This is a genomic window from Ferrigenium kumadai, from assembly GCF_018324385.1.
Taxonomy (GTDB): domain Bacteria; phylum Pseudomonadota; class Gammaproteobacteria; order Burkholderiales; family Gallionellaceae; genus Gallionella; species Gallionella kumadai.
Genome location: NZ_AP019536.1, coordinates 1,087,806 through 1,107,057, shown reverse-complemented (window position 1 = coordinate 1,107,057; position 19,252 = coordinate 1,087,806). Strand labels below are relative to the sequence as shown.

General features: G+C 62.1%; 13 protein-coding genes. All 13 read left to right on the top strand.

Annotated features, from left to right (window positions below; genetic code table 11):
* Window positions 1-92 precede the first annotated feature (92 nt).
* The 13 genes from recJ to FGKAn22_RS05225 all read left to right on the top strand — a co-directional run bounded on the left by recJ (window position 93) and on the right by FGKAn22_RS05225 (window position 19,099).
* Window positions 93-1,787, top strand: coding sequence for a single-stranded-DNA-specific exonuclease RecJ (recJ, locus tag FGKAn22_RS05285; protein ID WP_212786924.1), 1,695 nt, complete (start codon window positions 93-95; stop codon window positions 1,785-1,787).
* A gap of 3 nt (window positions 1,788-1,790) precedes the next feature.
* On the top strand, window positions 1,791-3,053 hold the full coding sequence (locus FGKAn22_RS05280; protein ID WP_212786923.1) for an MgtC/SapB family protein: 1,263 nt from the start codon (window positions 1,791-1,793) through the stop codon (window positions 3,051-3,053).
* 30 nt (window positions 3,054-3,083) lie between these two features.
* Window positions 3,084-4,188 (top strand): peptide chain release factor 2 gene (gene prfB / locus FGKAn22_RS05275; RefSeq protein WP_212786922.1). Its coding sequence is split into 2 segments (ribosomal slippage): window positions 3,084-3,164 and window positions 3,166-4,188, totalling 1,104 coding nucleotides; the frame shifts between segments, so codons are not numbered across the junction.
* A gap of 3 nt (window positions 4,189-4,191) precedes the next feature.
* Complete coding sequence (locus FGKAn22_RS05270; protein WP_212786921.1) at window positions 4,192-5,505, top strand: hypothetical protein; 1,314 nt, start codon at window positions 4,192-4,194, stop codon at window positions 5,503-5,505.
* Window positions 5,502-6,164: a hypothetical protein gene (locus tag FGKAn22_RS05265; RefSeq protein ID WP_212786920.1), complete on the top strand. Its 663-nt coding sequence runs from the start codon at window positions 5,502-5,504 to the stop codon at window positions 6,162-6,164. The genes FGKAn22_RS05270 and FGKAn22_RS05265 overlap by 4 nt, the downstream gene beginning before the upstream one ends.
* Window positions 6,164-8,935, top strand: coding sequence for an AAA family ATPase (locus FGKAn22_RS05260; RefSeq protein ID WP_212786919.1), 2,772 nt, complete (start codon window positions 6,164-6,166; stop codon window positions 8,933-8,935). Before FGKAn22_RS05265 ends, FGKAn22_RS05260 begins: the two co-directional genes overlap by 1 nt.
* Window positions 8,936-9,001: 66 nt before the next feature.
* Window positions 9,002-10,504 (top strand): lysine--tRNA ligase, encoded by a 1,503-nt coding sequence (lysS, locus tag FGKAn22_RS05255; protein ID WP_212786918.1) that lies wholly within the window; start codon window positions 9,002-9,004, stop codon window positions 10,502-10,504.
* 19 nt (window positions 10,505-10,523) lie between these two features.
* Window positions 10,524-11,189, top strand: a complete 666-nt coding sequence (locus tag FGKAn22_RS05250) for a Crp/Fnr family transcriptional regulator (RefSeq protein ID WP_212786917.1) — start codon at window positions 10,524-10,526, stop codon at window positions 11,187-11,189.
* A 121-nt stretch (window positions 11,190-11,310) separates the two neighbouring features.
* Complete coding sequence (locus FGKAn22_RS05245; RefSeq protein ID WP_212786916.1) at window positions 11,311-11,505, top strand: YgaP family membrane protein; 195 nt, start codon at window positions 11,311-11,313, stop codon at window positions 11,503-11,505.
* Between the two features lie 140 nt (window positions 11,506-11,645).
* Window positions 11,646-13,799, top strand: coding sequence for a heavy metal translocating P-type ATPase (locus FGKAn22_RS05240; protein WP_212786915.1), 2,154 nt, complete (start codon window positions 11,646-11,648; stop codon window positions 13,797-13,799).
* A gap of 178 nt (window positions 13,800-13,977) precedes the next feature.
* Window positions 13,978-17,076 (top strand): EAL domain-containing protein, encoded by a 3,099-nt coding sequence (locus tag FGKAn22_RS05235; protein WP_246487465.1) that lies wholly within the window; start codon window positions 13,978-13,980, stop codon window positions 17,074-17,076.
* A 538-nt stretch (window positions 17,077-17,614) separates the two neighbouring features.
* Window positions 17,615-18,460: a trypsin-like serine peptidase gene (locus FGKAn22_RS05230; protein ID WP_212786914.1), complete on the top strand. Its 846-nt coding sequence runs from the start codon at window positions 17,615-17,617 to the stop codon at window positions 18,458-18,460.
* Between the two features lie 111 nt (window positions 18,461-18,571).
* On the top strand, window positions 18,572-19,099 hold the full coding sequence (locus FGKAn22_RS05225; protein WP_212786913.1) for a hypothetical protein: 528 nt from the start codon (window positions 18,572-18,574) through the stop codon (window positions 19,097-19,099).
* Window positions 19,100-19,252 lie beyond the last annotated feature (153 nt).

Here is a 19,252-nt window from a genome sequence, read left to right as displayed (position 1 = left end):
ATTCTAGCTCAATTGCCCGAAAAAAACGAGGCGGCGAATTGCCGCAGTTTGCTACACTCGCCGGAATTTCCAGTATCCCGAACCGCCGCCCCATGACAGCCATCACCCCGCGCGACATCCCTGCGCCCGCCCTTCAATACCTGCTCGACAGCGGCTACCCGCCCGCCCTGGCACGAGTCTATGCGGCGCGAGGCATCGCCGACAGCAAGGAACTGGATACTGCACTCGGCGCCCTGCTCCCCTTCGACGAACTGAAGGGCGTGCACGAAATGGCGCGCCAACTGGCCGACGCCATCGCCGCACGCAAACAGATCCTCGTCATCGCCGACTACGACGCCGACGGCGCGACCGCCTGCACGGTGGCCGTGCGCGGGCTGCGCAGCTTCGGCGCGCGGGTCGATTTCATCGTGCCGAACCGTTTCGAATACGGCTACGGCCTGACGCCCGAGATCGTCCACCTCGCAGCACAGCAAAGCCCTGACATCCTGCTCACCGTGGACAACGGCATCGCCAGCGTCGATGGCGTCACCGAGGCCAACCGGCTGGGCATGCAAGTTCTGGTCACCGACCACCACCTGCCCGGCGACACGCTCCCGGACGCGGCCTGCATCGTCAACCCCAACCAGCCCGGCTGCACCTTCCCCTGCAAGCACCTCGCGGGCGTCGGCGTGATCTTCTATGTGCTGCTGGCCTTGCGCGCGGAACTGCGCACGCGCGGCGCATTCGCCGACCGCCCCGAACCCAGGCTCGCCGACCTGCTCGACATCGTGGCATTGGGCACCGTCGCCGACGTGGTGAAGCTGGACCAGAACAACCGCATCCTCGTGCAGCAGGGCCTGCTGCGCATCCGCGCCGGACGCGCGTGTCCCGGCATCAATGCGTTGCTGCAAGTGGCGAGGAAAAATCCGGAGCGCGTCTCCAGCCAGGACCTCGGCTTCACCGTCGGGCCGCGACTGAACGCGGCAGGACGGCTGGACGACATGAGCCTGGGCATCGCCTGCCTGCTGACCGATGACCCTGCCACCGCCTTGCGGATCGCCACGCAGCTGGACGCGCTCAACCGCGAGCGGCGCAGCATCGAAGCCGACATGCAGGACAGCGCGCTGGCGACGCTCGAACAGTACGACCCGCAAGACAGATACAGCCTCGCCCTGTTCGACGAGAACTGGCATCAGGGCGTGATCGGCATCCTCGCCTCTCGCCTCAAGGACAAGTTCCACCGCCCGGTGATCGCCTTCGCGCGCGCCAATAACGGCGAGATCAAGGGCTCGGGCCGCTCCATTTCCGGGCTGCACCTGCGCGACGCGCTGGACCTGGTCAGTAAACGGCATCCTGCGCTGATCAGGAAGTTCGGCGGCCATGCCGCAGCGGCTGGGCTGAGCATCGCCGAAGTTGACTTGGCCGATTTCACCGCCGCCTTCGAGCAAGCCGCGCGCGACATGCTCGATGCAAAAGACCTGGCGCGTCGCATCGAGACCGACGGAGCGCTGGCGCAACAGGATATGACGCTGGAAGTGGCGCACCTGCTGGACGAGCAGGTGTGGGGCCAGGGCTTCCCAGCACCACAGTTCAGCAATGACTTTGCCGTGATGAATCAGCGCGTGGTCGGCGAGAAGCACCTCAAATTGCGCCTGAGCGCGAACGGCCAGCCCGTCGAGGCGATGCTGTTCGGCCACAACGAGGAGCTGCCGGAACACATCCACGCCGTGTACAGCCTGAGTGTCAATGAATACAATGGATCGCAAAGCCTCCAACTCCTCATCCGCCACTGGCAAACGAAGGAATAAACGATGGACACCGCTTTCCTGCAAGTGCACGGCATCGAAGCGCTGCCGCAGTTCCTCACCAGCTTCGCCATCGGCCTGCTGATTGGGCTGGAGCGCGAACGTAACCCGTCGGCCAAGGCCGGTCTGCGCACCTTTACGCTGGTCGCCATATTCGGCACGCTGTGCGCGCTGCTCGCCAGCAAGGCGGGCTCGCCCTGGATACTAATCGCCGGACTGGTCGCGGTCGCGGGCATGATCGTCGCGGCCTACATCAACGCACCGCCCGATCCGACCGAACCGGGCACCACCACGGTCATCGCCCTGCTGATGAGCTACGGGCTAGGTGCGATGATCTGGTACGACCTCGCCAAACTCGCCGTAATGCTGGCGATCGGCATCACCGCCCTGCTCTACTTCAAACCCGAACTGCGCGGCATATCGCAGAGACTGACGCGCCGCGACCTCGTGGCGGTGCTGCAATTTTCCGTGCTCACCTTCATCGTGCTGCCCATCCTGCCCGACGAGAACTTCGGGCCGTACAACGCCTTCAACCCGTACCAGGCCTGGCTGATGGTGGTGCTGATCTCCGGCATCAGCCTCGCGGGCTATGCCGCATTGCAGTTGATAGGCACGCGCTACGGCGCGCCGCTGCTCGGTTTTCTCGGCGGGCTCGTATCCAGCACGGCCACCACGATGATCTATGCGAAACATAGCAAGAGCGATCAGGCCATGCTCAACCTGGCCGCATCGGTCATCGTCATCGCCAGCATGGTCGTGCTGCTGCGACTGCTGGTGGTCAGCTCCGTGGTGGCCTACGGCAGCCTGCCGGGACTGATCGCGGTGTTCGCCGGCGGCCTGTTGGCAGGACTGGCGGTTGCCATATACCACTGGCGACAGTTGCGCAAAGGTACAGAACTCTACGTGCCGGCAACCGCCAACCCTGCCGAACTGCACGCTGCATTCGGCTTCGGCCTGCTGTATGTCGTGGTGTTGTTCGTTTCGGCCTGGATGGCCGACATCGCCGGCAGTCAGGGTTTATATGCCGTGGCACTGGTGTCCGGACTGACCGATGTGGACGCCATCACCCTGTCGAGCCTGCGCCTGTTCAACCTCGGGCAGTTGAGCGAGCAACAGACCGTCATCGCGATCGTCATCGCCTTCCTCTCCAACCTGGCATTCAAGTTCGGCATGGTCGTGTTCATCGGCGGCTGGAATCTCGCCAGACAGGTCGCCGTCGGCTTCGCCGCCATCACCGGCGGGGTGTTGATAGGTCTGTTTGCGCTATAATCGCGGCCTTTCTCAGCAAGCGACAAAATCATGGAAGCCGAACAACTCAACGCCCTCTCTAACCAGCTGCAAGACCTCGCCTCCCGCAGCGCCGAACTACGGAGGTATCTTTGACTTCGATACTAAACAGGAACGTTTAGTCGAAGTCTGCCAACTCGCCGAAGACCCCGCCATCTGGAACGACCCCAAGCGCGCCCAGGAAATGGGACGCGAGCGTAAGTCGCTGGAAGACGTGGTGCTCGGCCTGACGCAGATCGGCCAGAACCTGGCCGATGCCGCCGAATTGTTCGAGATGGCGAAGGCCGAGAATGACGACGACAGCCTGAACAGCATCGCTGCCGACGTGGAGGATATCCAGAAGCGTGTCGAGGCGCTCGAATTCCGCCGCATGTTCTCCAATCCGGCAGACCCGAACAATTGCTTCATCGACATCCAGGCCGGCGCCGGCGGCACCGAGGCCTGTGACTGGGCCTCGATGCTGCTGCGGCAATACCTCAGGTACTGCGAACGCAAGGGTTTCAAGGTCGAGGTGCTGGAGCAGACCGACGGCGACGTCGCCGGCATCCGCAGCGCCTCGCTGAAGGTCGAGGGCGAATATGCCTATGGCCATCTGCGCACCGAGACCGGCGTCCACCGCCTCGTGCGCAAGTCGCCCTTCGATTCCTCGGGCGGCCGCCACACCTCGTTCGCCAGCCTGTTCGTCTATCCCGAGGTGGATGACTCCATCGAGGTGGAGATCAACCCTGCCGACCTGCGCGTCGACACTTTCCGCGCTTCAGGTGCGGGCGGACAGCACATCAACAAGACCGACTCGGCGATCCGCATCACCCACATCCCGACCGGCATCGTGGTGCAGTGCCAGAACGACCGTTCTCAGCACAAGAACCGCGCCGAAGCCATGTCCATGCTGAAATCGCGCATGTACGAAGAAGAACTGCGTAAACGCCAGGCCGAACAGCAGAAACTGGAAGACACCAAGTCCGACGTCGGCTGGGGCCACCAGATCCGCAGCTATGTACTCGATAATTCGCGCATCAAGGATTTGCGCACCAACGTCGAAATCGCCAACACGCAGAAGGTGCTCGACGGCGACCTCGATCCCTTCATCGAAGCCAGTCTGAAGCAAGGCGTTTGATCCATGTCGGAGCGTGAAGTAGCGGGCCACGCAGGCGCGCCGCTTGGCGGCGGCCCGCAGAATTCGCTGGCCGAGTTTTTCGCACCCGGCATCGTCCCCCAGGACGTTCCCCAGCTTTTTCCGCTGGTCGAAGCCAAGCCGTTGATCGGCGCGCTGATCGCGCTGTTCCGCGGCGGTGACGAGGAAGTACTGGTGCGCCTTGTGGTGTTGCGCGAGATCGGCCTGCGGGCCGATGCGCCGGACTGGTCGCCGCGCGAACTGGAAACGCATTTCGCCTATTTCGCCCCGGCGAAGCTCAACACCGTCCTTGGCCGCCTGCGCGAACACGAACTGTTGCTGTGGGACGCCGAGCGCCGCGTATATCGGCTGTCCAGCGCAGGGCGTATGGTGCTGGCGGCGTTGTCCAGCCTGCTGTCGTTCAGCGGCGAAGCGGACAGCGAGCTGGGCTTCTATGCCGCGCAGGTCGCTGCGGGTTCCGCGGTCGGCAAGCTTTCCCCGGAAACGCTGTCTCACCTGCTGGCGCGCCTCACCGAACTTGAAGAGTCGTTTGCCCAAGCCGTCGCCTCCGGTTCCGAGCACCGTCTGCGCGCCGCGCAGAGCCAGCTCGAATCCGTCTGGAAGTGGATGGAGAAAGGCAACGAGGTGCTGAAGAACCTCGGCGAATCCGGCTTTGCCGACGATGCCAGCTGGCGCCTGGCACAGGAGATCGGCTCGCGCCAGTCGCGCATCATGCGCATGTCCTCGGTGTTCCAAAGAGAGCTGGCCGCTATCGCGCGCCAGCAGGTTCATCTGTCGCAAGGCGGGCTCACCTCCTCCGAGCTCGCTGCCTGGCTCGGAGAGCGCACGATCGACGAGCTGGTCGCCTTGTCCGCGCAGCAACTCGCAGTGGTACCGGAGATGACCTTTGTGTTGCCAGACGTGATGCTGGACAACGCCGAGGAATTCATCGAGCGCGAGCAACCCACACGTCGCGTTTCCGCGTTGCCGCCGCCCACCGGCATCAACCACACCCAGGAAGTGCCGCTCGAACCGCCGCCGCAACTGGCCGCACTCACCCGCCTACTCGCCGCATTGCCGGAGGTGACACCGCTGCGCGATGCCGTGGTCGGCGACGATTTCAGTTCGGCTTCCTATCGCATGTCCCTGCTCGCCTTCCTCGGCGAACAGAACGTCGATCCCGAACTCGCGCCCCTGGCAGCGCTGCCGCTGACCGTGCGCTGGGACCACAGTAGCCACGAATTGACACCCGTAAATCGCAACGAGGTCGCTGCCATGAGTAGCGGCGAACTCGTTCCCCTGCAGGAGAACCCGAAATGAACCACGATCCCGCCGTGCGCCTGATCGCGCGCCTGATGGCGATGCGCTACTTGCCGCGCGAGGACGCCGAGATACGCCGCCTGCTGGTCGACGGCAGCTTCCGCGACGAAGTGGAGCAGCGCCTTGCCGGCTGCGGAATGCGCCTGCTCGCGCAACCCTTTGCCGCACATGTTGGCGTTGCCCTCATCCGCAGCACCGAAAGCGCGGTGTTCGAGCAGAACGACACCTGGCAGGCCAGCAACATCGGCCTGCCGAAGGATGCAGTGGCGCTGCTGGTGATCCTGTGGGCGCTCATCATCCTGCCCAAGCGCGAACGCCAGTTGGCCGGCGAAGCCGCACAGCAGGAATCGCAGAGCGAGATGTTCGAGACGGTGAAGCTCACGCCGCAAGCGTATGAAGCCTCGCGCGGCATCGCCGAGAACATCCTGCTGGAGGACTACGGAAAGCTGCTGGGCGGCAAGGCGCGCATCCAGTTCGCTTTGCCGCAATTGTCGCGACTCGGCTTCATCGAACGCCGCAACAAGACCATACACGAAGGCCCGCTGCTCGACCTCGCCTTCGACTACGCCGAAATGGCGCCGCGCATCCTGCAGGGCGCGCTGGCCGACCTGCTGAAAAAGCGCGGCATCCTCGCCGATGCCGCAACGGAGACTCACTGATGTTCCGACTGCTCGAACTGGAAACCGTACACTGGGACTACTGGCAGCGTTTCAAGCTGCCGCTGGACGCTTCCATCATCACCATCGTCGGCCCCAACGGCTCTGGCAAGACCACGCTGCTCGATGCGCTGCGCACCCTGCTCGCGCTGGAATGCTCGAAGAAGCGCGACTACAAACGCTACGTGCGGCGCAACGGCGAAGACTTCTGCTGGCTGCGCGGCGTGGTGGACAACCAGCGCCCGCCCGGCTCAAGCCGCCGCCCCTTCGGACTGCCCTACCAGCAGGACCGCATCACACTGGCCTGCCGCATCGACAAGAAAGGCGGCGACTGGATACGCAAATACTGGGTGGCCGAAGGCGAAGTCGCACTGGAGGACATCGAAAAGCTCGGGCAGGAATTCGGCGTGCGCGATTTTCAGCGCCTATTGCATACCGCAGGCCTGTCGCCCGCCATCGCGCGCGTGCTGTCGCTGGAACAGGGACAGACCGACAAACTGTGCGAACTGTCTTCCAAGGAATTGCTGGAGCTGGTGTTCCAGGTGTTCGGCGACAAGGAGGTGCTGGAACGTTATCAGGAAGCGCGGCACCACCAGGAACACACCTCGCACGAACTGGATGCAGTGCAGAACCAGCTGGAGGCCCTGGGCAACAGCCTGGAGCGACACGAACAGAAAGTGAACCGCTACCGCGAATGGCAGCGCCTGAACGAGGAGCGCACGCTGCTGGTGTCGGAAACCGGGCCGCGTCTGGAGCATTGCCTGCTGCAAAAGGAAGCCGAGAACGCGGGGCGCACCCTGCAGACGCTGCGCCGCGACTGGCACAGCAAGCGCGTTGAGAAACTGGCGCTGGCGCTTGACCTGCAAGTGCAGCAACAGGCACTGCAAGCCGCGCAATTGCGCAAGCAGGCCGCCCACGAGAACGAACAGGCGCAACAACGCACGCTGAACGAACTCAACCGCGAACTGGGCAACTGGGAAGCCGTCGTCAAACAACACGACCGCTTGCTGCAGCAAGCCGAAAGCGCGGGCGGCAAGGTGGCCGATGCGCGCGAACTGGAACAGCTGGAGAACGAGCGCGACCGCCTGCGCCTGCGCATCGCCGAACTGGAGCAGCAGCAACGCCGGCTAGACGAGATGCTGGAAAATCTCGCCGCCGGCCGCCGCACCGACCCCGCCGATGTCGCCGCCTTCCGCCAGGCATTGAGCGGTGCGGGCATCGCCCACGACCTGCTCACCGACCTGGTGGAGATCGCCGATCCTTCCTGGCAGGCTGCGGTAGAAGCCGTGCTCGCGCCCTTCGCGCACATCGTGCTGCTGGGCAGGGAAAAAGATACCGAAGCGGCGATGGCGCTGGGCGAGAAGCTGCGCTACCGCCATTTCATCGTGCCGGAACGAACAAAGCCCGGCCTCGCTCCGCAAGGCTCGTTGCTGGAAGTGGTGCGCTTCAGCCAGCCCGTGCCGGACTGGCTGCTGCGTTTGCTGGAACGCATCCGCCGCGTCGAAGATGCGAGCGCCGGCGCCAAGCTGCCGCGCGGAGAGGACTGGATCACGCGCCAGGGCTATCTGCGCGAGCGGCGCGGCGGACGACACGCAGCACCGGAACAGGCTCGCTTCGGCAAGGCTGGCCTGGAATCGCTGCGTGAGCAACGCGCCAATCTGGAAAAGGCGCTCGCGCCGTTGCGCCAGCAACGCGACGACTTGACCGGCCGCATCCGCAACCTGCAGGCACAGCTCGCCGGGGAAAGCGCCGGCGCACAACTGGCGGCACGTGCGGCCGAATTCGCCGAGGCGCGCCAGCACTACGACGCGCTGGTCGTCAAACGCCGCGACAACGGGGTGTATCAGGCACAGCAGGACCGAGAACAGGCCGACGAGGCGGTGGTGGCGGCGCACAGCACGCTGGAAAAGATTCGCCTGCTCATGCAAAGGCTGGACAAGGACATCGCCGAGAAGGAGAACCGCCCGGCCCGCGAGGAACAGGCAAAACGCCTGCTGCGCCTGCGCCGCGACCGGAGGCAGATGCCCGCCGCGTGGCGCGATGCCGAGGCCAACCGGCAGATCGCCGAGCTATGGCGCGACAGCACCAACATCGAGCGGCGCATCCACGAGATCGAAGCCCGCTTCGCCGACGAATCGTGGGAGACCGATGCCACCGTGGTCGCCCTGCGCGACAAGATCCGCGACGACTACGCGCACATGGAAAGCGACCTGGCCGCACGCCGCCGCGACAACGAGCTGGCGCGCAGCCACACCGAAGCGGCGCGCGAGCAGTACATCGCCGTGCTGCGCCACACCGTCACGCGCTATGTGAAGAACGTCAAGACATTGGGCGACATGGTCGGCATCAAGGTGGAGCACGAACCCGTCCTGCTCGCCAGCGACGACGTCACACTGTCGCAAGCCGGACTGGCGGTGCGCTTCGATTTCGACGACAAGGGCTTCATGGGCATGAACGACGGCGACGCCTCCGGCGGCCAGCAGGTGATGAAATCGCTGATCCTGCTCGTCGGCCTGATGATGGAAGAGTCGCGCCCCGGCGGCTTCGTCTTCATCGACGAGCCGTTCGCCCACTTGGACATCGTCAACATCGAACGCGTCGCCTCCTTCCTCAAGGCGACCCGCGCGCAATACCTGCTCACCACACCGGTCACGCACAACGTCAACGTGTACGACCCGTCCATGCTGACCCTGGTGACCTTCAAAAAGAAGGCCAATGACGCCTGGGCGCCGCGTATCGGCGTGCTGGTGCGCGAACAGGAAGGGCATGCGTAGTCCGGAAAAGGCCTCCCCTGTGCTATATTTCACGCCGCTAAAATTCAATTCAACATTCAGATCATCATGAGCACCGAACAAAACCTGCCAGTCCAAGACGAAAACCAGATCATCGCGGAGCGCCGCGCCAAGCTGAGTGCGATCCGCGAGAAAGGCATCGCCTTCCCCAACGATTTCGATCGCAAGCATTACGCCGGCGACCTGACTGCCGAATTCGGCGAGAAGACGCATGACGAACTGGAAGCCGCGCAGATCCACGTGGCGGTGGCCGGCCGCATGATGCTGAAGCGCGTGATGGGCAAGGCCAGCTTCGCCACCATCCAGGACGTGAGCGGCCGCATCCAGCTGTTCGTCAGCAACGGCGACACCGGCGAAGAGGCGCATGCCGAGTTCAAGCGTTACGACCTGGGCGATATCCTCGGCGCCGTCGGCGTGCTGTTCAAGACCAAGACCGGCGAGCTGTCGGTGCGCGTCACGCAGATCCGCCTGCTGACCAAGGCGCTGCGCCCGCTGCCCGAGAAGTTCCACGGCCTGACCGATCAGGAGCAGAAATACCGCCAGCGCTACGTCGACCTCATCACCAACGAGCAGACGCGCAACACCTTCCTGATCCGCTCGAAGATCATCCAGGCGATCCGCGAATTCTTCGCGCGCCACGATTACCTCGAAGTCGAGACGCCGATGATGCACGTCATCCCCGGCGGCGCTTCGGCCAAGCCCTTCATCACGCATCACAACGCGCTCGATATGCCGCTCTACCTGCGCATCGCGCCTGAGCTGTACCTGAAACGGCTGGTGGTCGGCGGCTTCGAGAAGGTGTTCGAGATCAACCGCAATTTCCGCAACGAGGGCTTGTCCACACGGCACAACCCCGAGTTCACCATGATCGAGTTCTACGAGGCGTATCGCGACTATCGTTACCTGATGGACTTCACCGAGAAGCTGTTCACGGAAGTGGCCCGCAAGGTGCTGGGCACCACGGTCATCAGCTACCAGGGCAAGGAACTCGACCTGGGCAAGCCGTTCCACCGGCTGACCATGGTGCAGGCCATCCAGAAATATCATCCGCAGTTCACCGACGCGCAGCTGAATGACCGCGAGTTCGTCATCAGCGAACTGCAGGACCTCAAGGCCAAGTACAAGCCGGAAGACGGCATCGGCGGCCTGCAACTGTCGTTGTTCGAAGAACTGGCCGAGGGACACCTGTTCGAGCCGACCTTCATCGTCGACTATCCGGTCGAGACCTCGCCGCTGGCGCGCGCTTCCGACGCACGCCCCGGCATCACCGAACGTTTCGAGCTGTTCATCGTCGGCCGCGAGATCGCCAACGGGTTCTCCGAGCTGAACGATCCGGAAGACCAGGAGCGCCGCTTCGACGCACAGGTTGCCGCGAAGGAAGCGGGCGACGAGGAGGCGATGTTCAAGGACGCCGACTACGTCCGCGCGCTGGAATACGGCCTGCCGCCGACCGCCGGCGAAGGCATCGGTATCGACCGCCTGGTGATGCTGCTGACCGATGCCGCGAGCATCCGCGACGTGATCCTGTTCCCGCACATGCGGCCGGAGTGACACGGTCACTCAGTCATCCATGCTGACTGGAGACATCCAGAAACGCCTGTTGCAGCACTACCCGATGCTGTGCGAACTGCCCGCCGCCGAGCTGGATTCGCTGCTGGCAGTAGCAAACGTGATGCAGATTCCGGCAGGCACCACGGTGTTCGACGAAGACCAGCCGTGCCAAGGCTTTCCGCTGCTGCTTTCCGGCAACATCCGCGTCATCAAGGCCGCGCCCAACGGGCGCGAACTTCAACTCTATCGCGTCGTGCCCGGCGAGAGCTGCATCCTCACCAGCAGCTGCCTGCTGGGACATACACGCTACCAGGCGCGGGGCATCACCGAACAAACGCTGGAAATGGTGCTGCTGCCCGCCGCTGCGTTCCACAAGCTGCTCGACAGGCATGAGGCGTTCCGCAGCTATGTGTTCCACCTATTCTCCGACCGGCTCACCGACCTGATGCAACTGGTCTCCGCCGTCGCTTTCCAGAAACTGGACCAGCGTCTGGCCGCCCTGCTCACCGCCAAGCCCAACCCGATCCACGCCACCCACCAGGCTCTCGCCGACGAACTCGGCAGCGCGCGCGAAATGGTCAGCCGCCTGCTCAAGGGCTTCGAAGAGCAGGGCTGGATCAGGCTGGGCCGCGAACAGATCGAAGTCATCAACGCTTCCGCCCTTCAAAAGTTCTCCTCGCTGTAACCCTCTGTGACGTTTCTCACAGACGCAGCCCTCGTGGCTCCCTATCATGCGTCCGTAGTCGAAATGGAACGCAGGATTAGTTCGTTACTCAAATAGTCAACGTTAACCACAGGAGAGCATCATGAAAATCAATGTAGGCGGTGTCGACCGCATCGTACGTATCGTCGTCGGTCTGGTTCTGATCGGCCTGGCGGCCACCGGAATGATCGGCGTGTGGGGCTGGCTCGGCGTCGTTGTGCTCGCGACCGGCGTGTTCAAGTTCTGCCCGGGCTATGCGCTGTTCGGCATGAGTACCTGCCCGACGGACAAGAAATAACCATAGTCTCATCCCCAATTGCGCCCGGTGTTTCATCGGGCGTTTTTTATTGGCCTCACCTGAAGCCAATATGACGAAAAAATCGTACTGACCACCCAGTCCCCCGCCCGCTCTGGCAATCGTGGTAAATTCGGTGCGATATGGAAACACGAACCGGTCACGCCGAACTTCAGATCACCGGGATGCACTGCGCATCCTGTTCCGCGCGCCTCGAGAAGGCGCTAAACCAGCTCCCCGGCGTCACCGCCGTGGTCAACATCGCCACCGAGAAGGCCAGCATCGCCTTCGACCCGATTCAGTCCGACGTTGAGCGCCTGATCGCCGCCGTGCGCGACACCGGATTCGACGCGCACCCCGCGCGCGACTTCGCCGCCGAAAAGGCAGCGCGCATGCAGGCCTGGCGCCGCGAGGTGATGCAATTCGGCATCGCCCTGCTGCTCACCCTGCCGCTGGTGATCGAGATGCTGCTGATGTTCTTCGGCATCCACCTGATGATGCCCGCCTGGCTGCAATTCGCGCTCGCGACACCGGTGCAATTCTGGGCAGGCGCGCGGTTCTACCACGGCGCATGGGGAGCGCTGCGCGCGGGCGGCAGCAACATGGACGTGCTGGTCGCGCTGGGCACCAGCGCGGCCTACTTCATGAGCTGCGCCGTGGTGGTGCTCGACCTCGACCAGCCGCTGTATTTCGAGGCGAGCGCCACGCTCATCACACTGGTGCTGCTCGGCAAACTGCTGGAGGCGCGCGCCAAGGGCAAGGCCTCGGCGGCGCTCGAAGCGCTCTTCAACCTGCAGCCCAAGATGGCCCATGTCGAACGCAACGGCCAGATGCTCGAAGTATCCGCTGGGCAGCTGCGCCCCGGCGAAATGTTCTTCGTGCGCCCCGGCGAGAGCGTGCCGGTCGACGGCGAGATCGTGGAAGGCGCATCCAGCCTCGACGAAGCGATGCTCACCGGCGAGAGCCTGCCTCAGGCGAGACAGGCCGGCGACAAGGTATACGCCGCCACAATCAACCAGCACGGCCTGCTCAAATGCCGCGCCATCGCGGTCGGCTCGCGCACCCAGCTCGCCGCCATCATCCGCCTGGTGGAACAGGCACAGGGCTCGAAGGCCCCGATCCAGAAACTCGCCGATCAGATCTCCGGTATCTTCGTGCCCGTGGTGCTGATCATCGCCGCGCTCACCTTCACCGGTTGGTGGCTCGCCGGAGTCGGCTTCAGCATCGCGCTGATCAACGCCGTGTCGGTGCTGGTCATCGCCTGCCCCTGCGCGCTGGGCCTCGCCACGCCCACCGCCGTGGTCGTCGCCACCGGGCGTGCCGCCCACGCGGGTATCCTGGTGAAGGACGCCGCCGCGCTGGAGAACGCACACAAGCTCTCGGTGCTGGTGGTGGACAAGACCGGCACGCTGACCGAAGGCAAACCCGCGCTCACCGACCTGCTGCCCGCCGACGGCATCGCGCCGGACGAACTGCTGCGCATCGCATCCGGCCTCGCGCAAAGCTCCACCCACCCGCTGTCGCGCGCCCTGCTCGATCACGCCAAGGCACAACAGATCTCGCCCGCCCCGGTGCAGGACTTCAGCGAGCGCTCCGGTAGCGGCGTGCAAGCCTCGATAGACGGCGCAACCTGCCTGCTCGGATCGCCCGCCTACATCGCGCAATCCGGCGTCGCGCTCGACGAGCCTCATCTGCACGCGTTGCAACTACAGGGCAAGAGCGTCATCGCCGTGACGCGCGGCGGTTCGCTGCTCGGCCTCATCGCCTTCGCCGACCGGCTGCGCGACACCAGCCGCGACGCCGTCGAAAGGCTGCGCAGCATGGGCATCCGCGTAGTGATGCTGAGCGGCGACAACGCCGCCACCGCGCAGGCCATCGCGATACAGGCGGGCATAGACGAATTCCGCGCCGAAGTGCTGCCGCAGGATAAGGCCGCCGTGGTGCAGTCGCTGAAAACGGAAGGCAGGCTGATCGGCATGGTCGGCGACGGCATCAACGACGCCCCTGCGCTGGCCGCCGCCGACGTTGGCTTCGCCATGAAGAGCGGCAGCGACATCGCCCTCGAAGCCGCCGACCTCACGCTGATGCGCAACGACCTTGCGAGCGTCGCGGACGCGATCTCGCTGTCGCGCGCCACGCTGAAGAAGATACGCCAGAACCTGTTCTTCGCCTTCGCCTACAACGTCCTCGGCATCCCCCTCGCCGCCGCCGGCATGCTCAACCCCGTGATCGCGGGCGCGGCGATGGCGATGAGCTCGGTATCCGTAGTGAGCAACGCCCTGCTGCTCAAGCGCTAGCACGGCTCGCGGTGACCCGTTAACGGGTCATTCACCCCATTGCTTCCGCCTGGGCCATTTGTTAGGTTGCGGAAGCAGCTTCCCATGTGCGGGCGATTCTGGGCCTGTCGCAGACGCGACGCCGGTCCCGAACGCTTGTGCATCCCGTTGAGTCATCTATCGATCGGGGGTCGACTCCGTGGCTATCGCGCTCGCATCGAAGTTTCGCGCCCTATTCTGTATCGGCCTCCTGGGCCTGATCGGGAATGCATGGGCAGCGGAAGTGCGCGTCGGCGTCTACGAGAACTCCCCCAAGATCTTCACCGACGCGAAGGGCATCCCTTCCGGCATCCTGATCGACATCCTGAAGGCGATCGCGGACAAGGAAGGCTGGCAACTCTCTTACGTCCGCTGCGAATGGGAAGCCTGCCTGAAAAAGCTGGAAACAGGCGGCATCGACCTCATGCCCGACGTCGCCTATTCCGCGGACCGGGACCGCCACTTCGATTTCCATGCGACGCCTGCCCTGTATAGCTGGTCGCAGCTCTACCGCCGCAGCGATGTCGAGATTTCGTCCATCCTCGACCTCAAGGGCAGACGCATCGCCCTGCTGGGCGGCGGCATACAGGAGAAGGCCTTTGCGGACATGCTGGCCGGATTCAACATCGACGCACAGCTGATTCGAACCAGGACGGTGGAAGACGCCTTCCGGCTGACGCAGTCCGGCCAGGCGGATGCCGCGATCTCCAATCAGTATTACGGCGAATTCCACAAATTCAAATTCAATCTCGTAGAAACGCCGATCATTTTCCAGCCCGCCCGCTTGTACTATGCAACGGCACAAGGACGGCGGGCCGACCTGCTGAACGGGATAGAAAAGCATCTTTCGGCCTGGCACAACGATCCCGATTCCCCCTACTTCGCGATCATCAAGCGCTGGGGCGGACAGGCGCCGGAAGCATTCATTCCTCCCGTTCTTTGGGAAGCGCTCATCGCCGCCATCGGCCTGTTGCTGGCGGCGATGCTCGGTGTCGTCGTCCTGCGCCGGCAGGTCCGCGCCAAGACCCGCGAGCTGTCCCTCTCGAACGCCGAGCTCCGGCGCAGCAGCGGGCTCTACGCGGCTTTGAGCCAGTGCAACAAGGCCATCGTCCACAGCGCCAATGAAACCGAACTGTATCCCCGGATCTGCCGGAGCGCGGTCGAGTCCGGCGGCATGAAGATGGCCTGGGTCGGCAAGGTGGACGCGCAAACCAGACAGGTGACTCCTGTCGCCTCGTTCGGAACCGGCACGGAGTACCTGGAAAATCTTCGTATCCCGCTCGATGGCGATGACCCGGCCGCACAGGGACCGACCGCCACTTCCTTGCGCGAGAACAAACCGTTCTGGTGCCAGGACTTCGCGCATGACCCGGCCACAGCCCCCTGGCATGAAAGAGGCGCACATTTCGGCTGGGGGGCGTCGGCCTCGATTCCCCTGTCATGCCGCGGAGCCGTCGTCGGTGCACTGACGCTGTATGCCGGCGAGCCGAACGCCTTCGACGAAGCGGCCCGCGATCTGCTGCTCGAGATGGGAATGGATATCAGCTTCGCGCTGGACCGGTTCGCCAGTGAAGCCGAACGCGAAGAGATCGAGAAATCCCTGGTCCAGCTGTCGCAGGCGGTGGAACAAAGCCCGGACACCGTCATCATCACCGACCTTGATGCCAACATCCAGTACGCCAACCAGACTTTCACCAACGTGACCGGATACACGGCCGGCGAAGTGATCGGCAGCAATCCGCGCATCTTCAAGTCGGACAAGACGCCCCAAAAGACCTATGACGACATGTGGGCACACCTGACCCGCGGAGAGCTATGGCGCGGCGAACTGATCAATCGCCGCAAGGATGGCTCCGAACACGTCGAGTCGGCGACGATCTTCCCGGTGCGCCAGTCCGATGGTCGGATAACGAACTACCTGGCCATCAAGGAAGACATCACAGAGAAGAGGCAGAACGAGGAGCGCATCGAAAGCCTGGCGCATTTCGACCAGCTCACCGGCCTCCCCAACCGCGTGCTGCTCGACGACCGCTTCAAATTCGCCATCAGCCTGGCACAACGGAGCGGGGAAAAACTGGCGGTCATGTACCTCGATCTCGACAATTTCAAGACCATCAACGACACCTTGGGGCACTCCATCGGGGACCAGCTGCTGATGGAAGTGGCCAAGCGGCTCAAGGCGACGCTGCGCGAGGAAGACACGGTGTCGCGCCAGGGGGGGGACGAGTTCTTCCTGGTGCTGCCCGGCACCGATGAGAACGGCGCCGCCAACGTCGCGACAAAGCTGATGGAGGCCGTTTCCCGTCCATGCCAGATCGAGCAACACGAACTGGTTTCCACCGCCTCGATCGGTATCGCCGTCTATCCGCACGACGGCGAAGACTTCGAGATGCTCTTCAAGAACGCCGATGCCGCGATGTTCCGCGCCAAGCAGGACGGCCGCAACAATTTCCGTTTCTTCACCCCGGAGATGCAGACCCACTCGGTCCGCATCCTGCAGCTGAGCAGTGCCTTGCGTCACGCGCTCGCCCGCAATCAACTGCAGCTCCAGTACCAGCCGCAAGTCTCGATAAGGGATGGCCGCATCATCGGCGCAGAGGCGCTGCTGCGCTGGCAACATCCCGAATTCGGCTTGGTCTCGCCGGCCGAATTCATCCCCCTTGCCGAGAACAATGGCCAGATCGTCCAGATCGGCGAATGGGTGCTCAACACCGCGACCAGGCAGCTGAAAGAGTGGATGGATCAGGGACTGCCCCCCATGGTGATGGCGGTGAACCTGTCTGCCGCTCAGTTCCGTCAGCCCAATCTGGTGGACCGGGTCACCCGCATCCTGGGCGAGGCCGGATTGGCGCATCAGTATCTGGAACTGGAGCTCACCGAAGCGGTCGCCATGCATGACCCGCTGGCAGCGATAAAGACCATGGACGAACTCCACGCGTGCGGCATCCACATGTCCATCGACGATTTCGGCACCGGTTACTCCTCGCTGAGCTACTTCAAGCGCTTCAAGGTGTACAAGCTGAAGATAGATCAGTCCTTCGTGCGCGACATCACCCGCGACCCGGACGACAAGGCCATCGTCACGGCCATCATCAACCTCGCCCGTAGCCTCGGCATACGGACCATCGCGGAAGGCGTGGAAACATCGGAGCAGCTGGCCTACCTGCGCCAGGTCGGCTGCGACGAGGTCCAGGGCTATTACTTCAGCGAGCCCCTGCCCGCAGAATCGTTCGCCGCCTACCTGAAAGAACAGAAGTGATCTGGCTCGGCATGGCCCGACCCTGCTCAACTCAGAGGGCGGTTCGCTATATCCGATTATCTAGATAATCCGGTCTATTGTTCCGGGCACTCGCATCGAGTAAGGTGTCGCCCGCCAAGCGCCTCGAAGACGCAGTCTTTCATGCCATTTAGGGTGTCTACTTAACGTTAGAGCACAGGACAAATGAGTAAGCCGGACACAAAGAAAATCGCAATTACCCTCCTAGTTGTATTGGCCAGTATTTGCCTCTTGCTTCTTATCTCAAGCAAACGCGTGCTAGTTTGGGAAACAAAGGTGGAGCCTGGGGAAATTTATGTTTTACCTGAGTGGGGCGACTTAGGGAAAGCTCAGCAAACTCAATTAGTATGCCGATATTTCACAGGCCGTAGCATCAAGCTCAGCGTTTATTGGTACTCTCCAAATAGTATTATGGGGAAAGATCAATGCCCCTTCCTGTCGAGTGAAAATGAGCTCTAACCCATCCATCAAACGGGACTGGCTAAGGCCAGTCCCTTATGTCAAACGTTAGCCATCTGTCGTGATCGATCCTCCATTACATTTCCAGAAATTCGAACTGCCATTTAAGGGCGTGCACATCCAATGTCTAGACTGGGATGGTCAGCCGATAAAAGGAGCATTTGCAAGCGGCTTTATTCGTCGCGAAGGCGAATACCACTTCCTTTACACGTGCTGGCACGTTGTAACCGGTTTCGACATGCACAACTTGCGCATTCGCAACCAACTCCCTAATCGCGCAGCGCTGAAGGTAACGTTACAAAACTCCGAGAACAGGCAACCTGGTGTGACTGTCGTTGGGGGCAATCAGGAGCTGATTGTTCCTCTCTATAAGAATCACAACACACCGTTTGAGCCACTCTGGTATCAAGACAAGCAAGACACTCCGCAACCAGACCTAAATGCAATTGGGCTGCGTGTCCCTTTTTGGCACGATGCCGTAAAGGTTAAGCTCCCCGCCACGCTTAACGTATCTGAAGTGCAAGTGGTCGACGAACGTCGCTGTTTAGAAAGCTTGCTTTGCCCCTGTGATCAAGTCTTCGTCGTTGGATTTCCATATGGCTATAGCGCTCTCGGCATGGGCCAGCCAACGCCAATAGTGCTTACGCGCCACATCGCAGCCACGCGAATTGAGGGGCGCCAGAGAGAAATCTTGTTGGATAGCACCGGCGCTGGCGGTATGTCCGGAGGCCCTGTCTTCGTAGAAACTCCGACCGGTTTCCTTCTCGTAGGGCTCTATACAGGACTAATCTACCCAGATCACGTTGTTGAGAAAAACGAAAGGGTTACCGCACTCGGAACCTACTGCGATCTGGCGCTTTGCTGGAAGACCCTTGCTTTGGAGCCCTATGCACATGCCAATGGCTAACCTCTCGGCCAACCGAACCGCCTGCAAGCTGCTCCGCGCTTCGCGCTCCGGCGGCCGGTTACCTCAAACATTAGACTACACAGGTAATACGCCCGCTCGCATTGGCTCCCCATGAGAATATTAAAATCATTCTTTTACGTTGGCGTATACGACCCTTTGAAATTTGAGTCGTGGCCTTATTTTTTTGACGAAGGTATTTACTTATCGACGAACAAAAGAATGTGCTCCTTTCGCAAGGCCATTTCATTTGAAACGCCAAATGAAGCCAGAGAGTTCTACCACGCGTGGCTCCATAAAGAGAACCACAGACTTGAAGTTGTCGAGCTAAAAGAATGGGTTGATATAGCAGACCCAGATTACCCCGAAAACCATCCAAGAAGCATCATCAAGTCAATCAAGGATGGCGAAAAATCAAGCAGGTTGGTTATAGCTGCACTTCTTTGGATTTCTGGGGCCGACCCAGCCGAACACTATAGTGACAGAACAAAATCCAAATACCGCAAGAAATTACTTGAATACGGAATTGACATCTTTAATCCACCAAGCGCCGAGATGGTTCGGCTGTGGACTGAATCGAAACCGGAAAAATATAGCGACTATCAATTCATGACCACTGCAAAGCCAAGGTTAATCAAGTGAATCTGCCACAAGGTATTACCTAACCTTTCAGTTAACCCGACCGCCTAAAGCTGTGCCTTGGATTCCCTCCATCGCTGCGCAACTCCGGCAGCGAGTTACTTCCAACGTTAATCAGCACGTTGTGCTCCCTGCAAAAACGACGCCCCGCGCATG